This window comes from Archangium sp. (assembly GCF_045802675.1).
In the GTDB taxonomy this organism is placed as follows: domain Bacteria; phylum Myxococcota; class Myxococcia; order Myxococcales; family Myxococcaceae; genus Archangium.
This window is the reverse complement of record NZ_JBJMQO010000019.1, coordinates 1-11,048: the sequence shown is the minus strand read 5'-3', so window position 1 is coordinate 11,048 and position 11,048 is coordinate 1. Positions and strand designations below refer to the sequence as shown.

The window sequence follows — 11,048 nt, the reverse complement described above, 5'->3', positions numbered from 1 at the left end:
TTTCCTCAGCGAACCCGAACGGTTCCCTTCATCACGACGTGCAGTGAGCAGTGATACGGGATTTCGCCCGGCTTCTCCGCCGTCCACCGATATGTCTTCCCCGGCTCGAGGATGGGCGAGTTGAGAGGGCCGCCGAAAACGTTGTGGGGAAACATGTCTTCGTTCGTCCAGACCACCACGTCGCCAACGGCCACCTCCACCGTCTCGGGGACGAATTTCATCCCCTTGATCGAGACCGCGTGTTGCTTCGGCGCCGCGTGCTGTTTTGGCGCCGCCTTCTTTTCGGCGGCGACGGTCACTCCGGCGGCGGCGAACGCAAGCACCACCGCGAGTCCTGCTGTAAGGTGGTGCGCTCTCATCTACTTCCCGGTGCTGGCGGGCTTGGTGCCGTGCTCGTGCGAGCCGGTGGTGGCCGCTCCGCCGGCGAGCTCGCTCTGGAGTTGCCTGGCGTGCTCGAGGTGTGCCTGGAGCGCCGGCCGCACCTGGGTGAGCAGGGCCTTGAGCTCGGCATTCTGGGCGTTCGGGATGAGGACGGTGTCCACCGCGCCGATCACCGCCTCGTGGTAGGCGACCTCGTTGTCGACATAAGCCTTGTCGAAGTCCGCGCCGCTCTTCTTGCGCAGCTCCGCCTTGGCCTTGTCCGCATTCTGCTTGAGGCTCTTGCTGGTGGGGTTGTCCTTCGGCGTCACCTTCAGCTTCGTCACCAGCTCGGTGGCCTTGGCGATCACCCCGGTGTGGTCGGTGATCATGGTGTTGGCGAACTGCTTCACCGTGTCGTTCTTGGTCTTGGTCAGCGCGAACTTCGCCGCGTCGACGTCGATCTGGTTCGCGGTGACCGCGATGTGCGCGATCTCCGGATCGGTCGGAGCGCCGGCAGCGGCCATCGCCATGGTGCTGAACGCCAGTGCGACAATCATCAGGCTTCGCTTCATGTTTGAAAGTCTCCCGTTTGTTGAGATGCGTTTCGCCTTTCCAAGAGCTCCCGGTGACCGAGCAACACCTTCCATCGATGCCGGAAGGGGCGGCCGGTTGGGGCGGAATTTCTTGGACAATTCTTAGATGCGAAACCCGGTCCGGAGGTGACAGCCTCCGCACCGAAAACCGGGTTACTACCCCTTCACGGGGCGATAAGGTCCACTCCTGCTCTGTCTTTCGACTCCCTGGAGACCCGTCGAGGGGTTTCCGCCCCTTGTGTTGAGAAGAAAACCCTTCACTCCGAGGGAGAGCTCCAGGGGAGGATGCGTCCCGCCGTGGGATAGCCGTCCCCTGGAGCGGGCGCGTCGTCTATCGTGCGCCCCCGTATGTCTCCTCAGATCGACTCCCAGGAACTGTTCGACTCCGCGCCCACTCCGCTCATGGTGCTGGACCGCGAGCTGAAGTACGTCACGGTCAATCAGGCCTACTTGAAGGCCACGTCGCTGCGCCGTGAGGAGATCATCGGGCGCAACGTGTTCGACGTGCTTCCCCGGGACACGAACCCTCCGGACCAGAACAACGCCAGCAGGCTCCGGGAATCGCTCGAGCGGGTGCTCGAACGGCGCATGCTGGACGTCGTCCCGATGGTGGCCCAGCCCATCGCGCGCTCCACCCAGGAGGGGCGGGTGCTCGAGGAGCGCTTCTGGACCTTCTCCCACAAGCCCCTGCTCGACGCCTCGGGCAACGTGGCCTTCATCCTCCAGCAGGCCGTGGACGTGACGGACCTGCGCTCCACGGACGTCGCGAAGTGGGCGCGGGAGGCGGGGCGGGAGGGCTTCTCCCTGGAGCAGGTCGCGCCCCTGCTCGCCCGGATGTCGACGGTGCAGGAGAACAACCAGGAGCTGGAGCACGAGCGCCGTTACCTCCGCCAGCTGCTCGAGGCGTTCCCCGGGGTGGTCGGAGTCCTGCGCGGTCCGGACTTCGTCTACGAGATGGTCAACGAGAACTACCTGCCGTTCTTCGGCTTCCGCAACGTCATCGGCCTGCCGCTGCTCAAGGCGCGGCCGGAGCTCGCGGAGGACAAGAACCGGGCTGTCATCGACATGCTCAACCGGGTGTTCCACCAGGGCGAGTCGATCAGCATGCGCAGCATGAAGGTCTTCCTCAGCTGGAGGCCGGGCGAGCCGCAGCGGGAGATGTTCATCGACCTCGACTACCGGCCCGTCCGTCTGCCCGGAGGCCCCGTCCTGGCCATCCTCGTCTACGGCGCGGACGTCACCGGGAGGGTCCTCGCCGAGCAGCAGGTGCGCCACTACCAGGAGCACCTGGAGGAGCTGGTGCGCGAGCGCACCCGCGCGCTCGAGGAGAGCGAGGCCGAGCGGCGCAAGACCGAGGCGCAGCTGCGGCAGTCCCAGAAGATGGAGGCCGTGGGCAAGCTCACCGGCGGCGTGGCGCATGACTTCAACAACCTGCTCCAGGTCATCGCCGGCAACCTCCAGCTCCTGCAGCGCGAGCTGGTGGGCAACGAGCGCGCCCTGGGCCGCGTGCAGACCGCCGCCCGCGCGGTGGACCGGGGCGCCAAGCTCGCCTCCCAGCTCCTCTCCTTCGCGCGCCGCCAGCCGCTCCAGCCGCTCGTCGTCAACGTGAGCAAGGTGGTGCGCGGCATGGATGACCTGCTGCGCCGCACCCTGGGCGAGGAGGTGGCGCTGGAGACCTCCACCGCCAAGGAGCTGTGGAACACGGCGCTGGATCCCAACCAGTTCGAGAACGTCATCATCAACCTGGCCGTCAACGCCCGCGACGCCATGAACGGCAGCGGCAAGTTGACGATCGAGGTGGGCAACGCCGTGCTCGATGAGCACTACTGCCGGCTGCACCCCGAGGTCCTCCCCGGCCAGTACGTGTTGCTGGCCGTCTCGGACACCGGTAGCGGCATGACGCCGGAGGTGATGGAGCGGGTCTTCGAGCCCTTCTTCACCACCAAGCCCGAGGGCCGCGGCACGGGCCTGGGCCTGAGCATGGTGTACGGCTTCGTCAAGCAGAGTGGCGGCCACATCAAGCTCTACAGCGAGGTGGGGCACGGAACGACGATCAAGCTCTACATGCCTCGCGCGGCGGAGGCCGAGTCGGCGGACACCCAGATCGTCACCGGCCCCATCGAGGGGGGCACGGAGACCATCCTGGTGGTGGAGGATGACGCCGAGGTGCGGAGCACGGTGGTGGAGATGGTGAGCGAGCTGGGCTACCGCGTGCTCAAGGCCGTGGACGCGCAGAGCGCGCTGGTGATTCTGCAGAGCGGCGTCCCCATCGACATGGTGTTCACGGACGTGGTGATGCCCGGTCCGGTGCGCAGCCCCGAACTGGCCCGGCAGGCCAGGCAGCTGCACCCGGACATCGAGGTGCTCTTCACCTCGGGCTACACGGAGAACGCCATCGTCCATGGCGGACGGCTGGACGCGGGGGTGCAGTTGCTGAGCAAGCCCTACAGCCGGGAGGAGCTGGCCCGCAAGCTGCGGCAGTTGCTCAATGGCCGTCAGCAGCGGCTGTCGGTCCGCTCCCCCCCCCGTGCGGAGCCGGCCCCCACCGTCCCCATGCGTCCCCCCGCGCCCGCCGCGTCGCGCCGGTTGCGCGTGCTGCTGGTGGAGGATGACGAGGACGTGCGCACGTCGGCGTGCGAGTTGATGGACCTGCTGGGGCACGAGGTGCTGGCGGTCACCAGCGCCGAGGAGGCCCGGGGAGCGCTGGCCGCCAGCGGCTTCGACGTGTTGTTCACCGATGTGTCGCTGCCGGGAGCGTCGGGAGTGGAGCTGGCGCGCGAGGTGGCGGACCGGAAGGCGGGGATGAAGGTCATCCTCGCCTCGGGCCATGGGAACGTGGCGCTCCCCCAGGGAGAGGCGCCGCTGGCGGGCGTGGTGGTGCTGCCCAAGCCCTATTCACTGCCGCAGATCCAGGAGGCGCTGGAGCAGGCGGTGGCCATGCCCTGAGTCTCAGCGTGCGAACTGCAGCACGTAGATGCTGGGGCCGGTGATGGCCAGGTCTCCCCGCGGCGTCACGGAGAGATCCCTGGCGAAGAGGAAGCGGTCGCGGAAGCTGAGCGCCCAGTCCCTGTTGCCGCTCTCCTTGAAGTAGCGGGCGGTGAACAGCCAGTCGTCCGGGCCATCGGAGCCAATCTCACCCGCGACGTACACGCCCCCCTCGTGGTCCAGGCCGACCGCGAAGAGCGGGGAGTCCAACTGCTGGGCCCAGCGCTCCCGGCCGCTCTGCGAGAAGTTGAGCAGGAACCCCTCGGCCAGCACCGAGGGCGCCGAGGTATGGGTCCGCCCCGCGAAACGGAACGAACCGGAGAAGGAGCCCACCGCGACGACCCGGTCATGGTGGGCCGCGATGCTCAAAATCCCGCCCGTGCTGCCCTCCAGGAGGCGGGACCATGCGCCCTGGCCCTTGCAGGTGACCTTGCGCAGGTAGGGCGTGCCGACGCCGCTTTGAATGTCCGGGAAGCGGATGCCTCCGAAGTAGAAGTTCCCATGCTCATCCGTGGCGAGCGCCTCGGTGAAGATCACCTCGTCATCGACGAAGACCCAGTCCAGCTTGCCCCGCGAGGAGTAGCGGGCGACAAAGGCGAATGGCTTCGCGGCCGTGATGGGCCCGTTGCCGAAATCGAACGTGGCGCCGGGAGCACCCTGCAGGAAGCCCGTGATGCCAATGTGGCCGTCATCGTCGATCGCCACATCCGTCGCCCGGGTGGGCAGCCGGCGCGCCCACAGCCCATGGCCGTCCCCGTCCAACTTCACCAGGTAGTCCCCCGAGGACACGTCGATGGCCCCCAGGGCGAGCCGTCCCGTGACGTTCACCGAGAGCACGAGGTTGCCCTTCGGATCGGTCGCCATCGCGATGCCCAGGAGGGAAGGGACGGGAATCTCCTCCGTGGGCTGGGCCGTGATGACGTGGGCCCAGAGCAGCCTGCCGCCAGGCGAGTACTTGGCGAGCCCCGCGATGCGCCCCACCGGGAACGGCGCGCTCATGGGCCCGGTGCCAAAGTCGAGCGGTCCTCCGAGATCCGTCACCAGGACGAAGACGTTACCCCGCGGATCATGCGCGACGGCCTGGGTCTCGTGCTCGCCGCTCCCGGAGATGGTGCGCACCCACTCCGGCTCCGTGGGCGGCCGCGGCCGGTGCGCGCTGTCGGCCGAGCGTGCGCTGACCTCCACGCTCTCTTCCGTCACCGGCTGTACCGATTCCTCCTCGGGAACCGGAACGCCGCAGGCCACGAGGCCCGCCCACGCCAGCACCCCCCAAAGCACCTTCATGGATTGTTTCATGCATTCCCCCCTCGGCTGGAGCCAGCGGGTCCCAGCGGTAGAAGGGTGGGGATGGAAACCGGAAGGGACTGTTGTTCGCGAGGGATGTCGTTGCGTCCACGCCGGAACAATGAGTGAGCGTCTCAGCGGGAACGCTGAATGAGCCGCGTGGTCTCCGCATCCACTCCAGGCGCCCCAGCCGATTCGCGCGTGAGCAAGGCCTCCACGTCGGCGGGCGAGGGATCTCCGAGCTCCGACAGCTCCCGCTCACGCGTCCATCGCTCCGCGAAGTTCTCCCGCAGCCAGCTCACGAGCTCCACCGCGGGAAGGGCGTGTCGAACCGGCTCGAGGCCGAGCTGGAAGGCCCTCGCGTCGCGGAAGCGCCGCTCCGGGTGGGGGTGAAGCGCGACGGCGAGGACGTCCCGGAGCATCCGATACGCCACGGGGGCGTCGGGCCGCTCCCGGCGCGGCAGGTGGAGGCCCTCCTCGGAAAGGACGGGCAGCGTACCGAAGAGCAGCTCGTGGAGGATGCAGCCGAGCGCGAAGAGATCGCCCGACACCGTCGCCTCGGCCCCCTGGACGCGCTCGGGCGGCATGTAGGGGAGCTTCCCGATGATGCCACCGACCTGCGTGAGCCGTGTCACGGGCGGCGGGGAGACGGCCCGGGAGACGCGCTCCTGGGCATCACCGGCGCCATGCGCGATCCCGAAATCGACGAGCTTCACCACGCCATCGAACGACACGACGAGGTTGTCCGCGCTGATGTCGCGATGAATCACGCCCCGCTCGTGCGCGTAGGCGAGCCCGCGCAGGGCCTGCTGACAGAGCTCGACGATCACCTCGAGCGGCAGCGCGCCGCCGTTCTCGACGCGGCGCACGAGCTCGAGCACGTTCACGCCACTCAGGTACTCCATGACGATGAACCACCCGCCATCCACCTGGCCGAGATCATAGACGGACACGATGTTCGGGTGATGGAGGCGCGCGGCGGTGCGAGCCTCGCCGATGAAGCGTTGGAGCCGGACCGCGGGATCCTCGCCGTCCTCCTCCAGCATCCGCTTGAGCACGACGAGCCGATGAAAACCCGCGCGGCCCGTGCGCACCGCGAGCCACACCTCGCCCATGCCGCCGCGTCCGAGCCGGACGAGCCGGCGGTAACGGTGGATGCCGGTCCCCAGGTCCGCGCCCCGCAGCGAGCGCGCGGTGAGGATCGCGAGCGCGGTGGAGGCGAGCAGCAGGAAGGGCAGGCCCACGAGCACGAAGAGCGGAGGCCCTGGCATCCAGCCCGCATCCACGGCGAACTCGCGGCCCAGGAGCGCGAGCGCGAAGAGCGAGGCCACGAGCACGGCCACCGCCATCGCCCCCCGGCGCTCGAGCAGCCGCACCGCCTCGACCGCCCAGGTCCCGGCCACGCACACCGCGAGCAGCCAGAACAGCGGGAGGCTCAGTCCCGCGCTCGCCTGCGAGAGCGATTCCGAGGTCAACCCGGCCGTGGGCAGCGTGAGGACGGACCCGGTGACGGCGAGCACCCGTACTCCACCGAGCGCCAGGGCCACCCCCAGCATCACGCGCCGCCAGAAGGTGAGCGGCTGATCCAGCAGCGACCACGCGACGCGAAGGAGCGTGTAGGGGAGGGGGATGGAGATGAGCACGCCGAGCAGCAGCCATGGGCGCGTGTCGGCGATCACCTCGCCCGCTTCGCGGCTGGCGAGCCCCGTCACGAAGCCGAGCACCGAGAAGCCGAGGAAGCTCGCGGCGAGCCAGAGCTGGACCCGCTGCGAGCGCACCGCGGCCCAGGTCGCGAAGTGCATCAACGCGAGGATGAGGAACGCGCCCGCGAGGGCGAGGTGCAGCAAGGTGTAGGGCGTCACGGGACGGCAGCGTAGCCGACCCGGTGCCCTTCACGAAGCAGGGGGGGCCCGGGCGGAGCCGGAGGGGCGTTCAGAGATCGAACTTGATGCCCTGCGCCAGAGGCAGCGCGTCCGAGTAGTTGATGGTGTTGGTCTGCCTGCGCATGTACGCCTTCCACGCGTCGGAGCCGGACTCCCGGCCACCGCCCGTCTCCTTCTCGCCGCCGAAGGCGCCGCCGATCTCCGCGCCGGAGGTACCGATGTTGACGTTGGCGATGCCGCAGTCGGAGCCGGCCGCGGACAGGAACTGCTCGGCCACCTTGAGATCCTGCGTGAACACCGCCGAGGAGAGGCCCTGCGGCACACCGTTCTGGATGGCGAGGGCCTCCTCCAGCGTCCGGTAGGGCAGCACGTAGAGGATGGGCGCGAAGGTCTCGGTTCGCACCACCTCGTCGGTGGGCCGGACCCCGGTGATGAGGGTGGGCAGCACGAAGTGGCCCGGACCGCTCAGCGCCCTGCCTCCGCTCACCACCGTGCCGCCGGACGCCCGGGCCTTCTCCACCGCCGCCTCGAAGCGCCGCACGGCCTCCGCGTCGATGAGCGGCCCCATGAGGGTGCCGGGCTGGAGCGGGTCGCCGATGCGGGCCTCGACCTGCGCATAGGCGGCGGCGAGCCTGGCCACCACGTCGTCCACGATGGACTCGTGCACGATGAGCCGGCGCGTGGTGGTGCAGCGCTGGCCCGCGGTGCCCACCGCTCCGAACACGATGGCCGGAATCGCCAGCTTCAGGTCGGCGGTGCGGTCCACGATGATGGCGTTGTTGCCGCCGAGCTCCAGCAGGCTCCTGCCCATCCGCTGGGCCACGCGCACGCCCACCTGCCGGCCCACGGTGGTGGAGCCGGTGAAGCTCACCAGCGCGATGCGCGGATCATCCACCAGCCGCTGCGCCAGCGCGTTGCCGCCGTCGTTGAGGAGGAAGAACACCTCCGGGAAGCCGCCCGCCTTCAGCGCCTCGTTGCAGATGCGCGTGGCGGCGATGGCCGACAGCGGCGTCCGCGGCGAGGGCTTCCACACGGAGATGTTGCCGCAGACGGCGGCGATGAACGCGTTCCAGGCCCACACCGCGACCGGGAAGTTGAAGGCGCTGATGATGCCGACCAGCCCCAGGGGATGCCACTGCTCGTACATGCGGTGGCCGGGGCGCTCGGAGTGCATGGACAGGCCGTAGAGCATGCGCGACTGGCCGACCGCGAGGTCGGCGATGTCGATCATCTCCTGCACCTCGCCATCACCCTCGGCCTTGATCTTCCCCATCTCCAGAGAGACGAGCGAGCCGAGCGCGTCCTTGTGCCGGCGCAGCGCCTCGCCACACAGGCGGATGGCCTCGCCGCGCCTGGGCGCGGGGGTCGAGCGCCACGCGGTGAAGGCCTGCGCCGCCCTGCGCATGAGGGTTTCGTAATCCTCCGCGCTGGCCGAGGACACGCGGGCGAGGTGCTGACCATTGCTCGGATTGACGACCTGGAGGTCCGCGTCCGGAGAGGTGCCGGACCACTCGCCGCTGCCGAGGTAGGTGCCGGGGTTTCGCTCGGACAGGCCGAGCACGTCGAGGAGGGGGTGGCTCATGGGCAGCGCCCGAGTACCACGGGTCAGGGGATTTCGTCTCCAGCCCCCCGGTTCACGCTATGAGGCCCGCGAACCGGGGAGCCGCTCGAGCATCCGCAAGGGCTCGCCCTTGTACGTGCCGCGTGCGAACTCGCGGAAGCCGCACTTGTGCGCGACCTTGAGCGAGGCCTCGTTCCCCAGGTCGATGATGCACACCACGCGCTCCGGACCGAACCTGCCGTCCACCCACCGCAGCGCCGCGTTCACCGCCTCCGTGGCGAACCCCTTTCCGTGCGCCGACGGAGACAGCACCCAGCCCGCCTCCTTGGCCCCCCGGAAGGAGGGTTCGATCTCCCGCCGGAGGTCCGCCATCCCCACCTCGCCGACGAACCGGCCCGTGCTCTTCTCACGCACCACCCAGTAGCCGAACCCCATCACGTCCCAGTGGCCCACGTTGCGCAGCAGCCGAGCCCAGGATTCCTCGCGCGTGGACGGCCTGCCTCCGATGTACTTCGTCACCCGCGGGTCCCCCCACATCCCGAAGGAGTCCTCGAAGTCCTCGAGTCGTGGGCCTCGCAGCGTGAGGCGCTCGGTGTCGATGGCGGGAATGTCGATGGCGGGCACGGGCTCCACTCCTTGGGGGTTGATCCGTCCCTCACGCTACACTCCCGACGCGCGAGCTCGGAACCGGAGGATGAGCTTCCAGGGCAAGAGCCGTAACAGCGGGGTAGGGGAGCCGGGGCGAGGCCCTTCAGTGAAGAGGCTGGCCGAGTGCGTCGAGGACGGGCCTGCGGGTGGGGAGGGTGTGGTGCTCGTGGTCGTAGAAGCACTCGGGGCCGAGCAGGGAAATGAGCTCCCGCTCGCGAGCCATACCCGCCTCGGTGCCGGCCTCGGTGGGCAGCTCGTAGGGCTGGACGAGGGCGAACTCCTCTCCGAGCGTCTGGCGGCACTCGGGGGGTAGTTTGTCGAGCCGATCGCCGAACATGCGGACGAAGGGGGGCCCGTAGAAGTTGCGCCAGACGAGGCCCACCAGTCCTTTGCTGTAGTCGGGCACAGTGGCCACCTCTTTCGAGTAGGTGAACTCCGTTCCATCATCCTGGGGGATGCTTTCGTGGACAAGCCGCCATTGCTTGGCATGAAGATCCGTTTCCAGCCCAGCCAGCGCTAGGGGGATTTGAAACAGGCGCATGACCTCAAGCACTTGTTTTGTATGGGCCGCCCGCCAGGAGGCTTTCGAGGCGAGGCTCGCGGACGTCAGCCAGGAAATGGAGCCTGTATAGGGTGGAGCGCCGGTGGTGATGGGGTGAATCGAGATGAAGTCCCGATCGGTGCGGGCCGCCACGAACAAGGTACCATGCTCTTCGTAGTGGGCCACGAGTGCCCCCAGATTGATGCGGCTCGGATCAATGGGTTTATCCAGGGCCACGGACCCGTAGCGTCTGGGCTCGAACCAACGGAACTCACGAACAATCAGGTCAAGAAAAGCTCCTACCGACGCGCTGAGGGGACGTCCGGGAGGAAGCCTGAAACGTGTTTCGAGATATCGGGTGGGCATGTCCTGAATAGACATCACGGGTAGGGGAGAAGGATTGCCTTGCCTTGTTCTTTTAGGTCGTTCAATTTGTTCAGGAGGGGCTTGGACAGGTGCGAGGCCCCATCGGGATGCCTGGCCGAGCGGACCCACAGCTCAAGGTGTCCACCGTACTTGTCCACGTAGGCAATCATCTCCTTGAGGTTGCCGGAGAGGGAGAGTTCCTTCCGGGCCTTGGACTCGACGAAGTTGTAGGGCTGTCCCCATATCAGTTCCATCGGGTTGCTCTTCACCGCGTCGGGGATGAAACCCTGAGCGCCGCCGCCCGGTGGCGGCATCATCATCGCGGCGTTGCGCTCGTACTTGTTGGCCTGGAGGATGGCGTCCTCGAAGGCGTTGCCCGCTGGCCGGTTCTTCAGAATGGTCTCGTACATCCGCTCCCAGTCCGCGTCCGGCTGGAAGGAGAAGCGGCGGTACTTCTCCGGGTGGCGGAACTGGTAGTCCACCCAGCGCTGCGCCTTGTGGGCCCGGGTGCCGGGCAGCAGCCGGCTGCCGTCCGGCAAGGCGCGCACTCCCAGCAGTGGCACCTTCTGGCCCGCCCGCAGCGCCCCGGCCGCCTCCCGCAACGGCGCCTCCAGCCCTCGCGCCACCCGCTCGAGGAAGCGCAATTCCTCCTCGGTGAAGGTTTGCCCCCTCGAGGCCGCCGCCAGCAGGCGCTCCACCTCCTTCGCGTCCCCCGGTGTCAGGTGCGAGGCCACGCGCGAGAGCACCGCCACCTCGTCCAAGCCGCGGCCGGTGAGCAACGCCAACCGCTCGGCGTCCTCCCCGGCCTTCATCAGCACGGCCCCGCT

The 11,048-nt window shown here is 68.3% G+C and carries 9 protein-coding genes; 1 reads left to right on the top strand and 8 read right to left on the bottom strand.

Annotation, left to right across the window (positions count from 1 at the left end; translation table 11 throughout):
- Positions 1 to 5: 5 nt before the first annotated feature.
- Both ACJ8AN_RS04320 and ACJ8AN_RS04315 read right to left on the bottom strand, forming a co-directional pair.
- A complete protein-coding gene (locus tag ACJ8AN_RS04320) occupies positions 6 to 326 on the bottom strand; it encodes a plastocyanin/azurin family copper-binding protein (protein ID WP_407753937.1) in 321 nt (106 codons plus the stop codon).
- Positions 327 to 359: 33 nt separating this feature from the next.
- Positions 360 to 932 carry a DUF4142 domain-containing protein gene (locus tag ACJ8AN_RS04315; protein ID WP_407753936.1) on the bottom strand — a complete coding sequence of 191 codons (573 nt, stop codon included), beginning with the start codon at positions 930 to 932 and terminating at the stop codon, positions 360 to 362.
- A 369-nt stretch (positions 933 to 1,301) separates the two neighbouring features.
- On the opposite strand from ACJ8AN_RS04315, the gene ACJ8AN_RS04310 reads away from it, so the two are divergent.
- A complete protein-coding gene (locus tag ACJ8AN_RS04310) occupies positions 1,302 to 3,899 on the top strand; it encodes a response regulator (RefSeq protein ID WP_407753935.1) in 2,598 nt (865 codons plus the stop codon).
- 3 nt (positions 3,900 to 3,902) lie between these two features.
- On the opposite strand, the gene ACJ8AN_RS04305 is transcribed toward ACJ8AN_RS04310, so the two are convergent.
- The 6 genes from ACJ8AN_RS04305 to ACJ8AN_RS04280 all read right to left on the bottom strand — a co-directional run.
- A complete protein-coding gene (locus tag ACJ8AN_RS04305; protein ID WP_407753934.1) occupies positions 3,903 to 5,222 on the bottom strand; it encodes a hypothetical protein in 1,320 nt (439 codons plus the stop codon).
- A 134-nt stretch (positions 5,223 to 5,356) separates the two neighbouring features.
- On the bottom strand, positions 5,357 to 7,084 hold the full coding sequence (locus ACJ8AN_RS04300; RefSeq protein WP_407753933.1) for a protein kinase domain-containing protein: 1,728 nt from the start codon (positions 7,082 to 7,084) through the stop codon (positions 5,357 to 5,359).
- A gap of 70 nt (positions 7,085 to 7,154) precedes the next feature.
- A complete protein-coding gene (locus ACJ8AN_RS04295) occupies positions 7,155 to 8,687 on the bottom strand; it encodes an aldehyde dehydrogenase family protein (protein WP_407753932.1) in 1,533 nt (510 codons plus the stop codon).
- 57 nt (positions 8,688 to 8,744) lie between these two features.
- Positions 8,745 to 9,290, bottom strand: a complete 546-nt coding sequence (locus ACJ8AN_RS04290) for a GNAT family N-acetyltransferase (RefSeq protein ID WP_407753931.1) — start codon at positions 9,288 to 9,290, stop codon at positions 8,745 to 8,747.
- A gap of 127 nt (positions 9,291 to 9,417) precedes the next feature.
- Positions 9,418 to 10,092 (bottom strand): hypothetical protein, encoded by a 675-nt coding sequence (locus ACJ8AN_RS04285; RefSeq protein ID WP_407753930.1) that lies wholly within the window; start codon positions 10,090 to 10,092, stop codon positions 9,418 to 9,420.
- 143 nt (positions 10,093 to 10,235) lie between these two features.
- A partial coding sequence (locus tag ACJ8AN_RS04280) for a hypothetical protein (RefSeq protein WP_407753929.1) occupies positions 10,236 to 11,048 on the bottom strand: 813 nt, incomplete at its 5' end.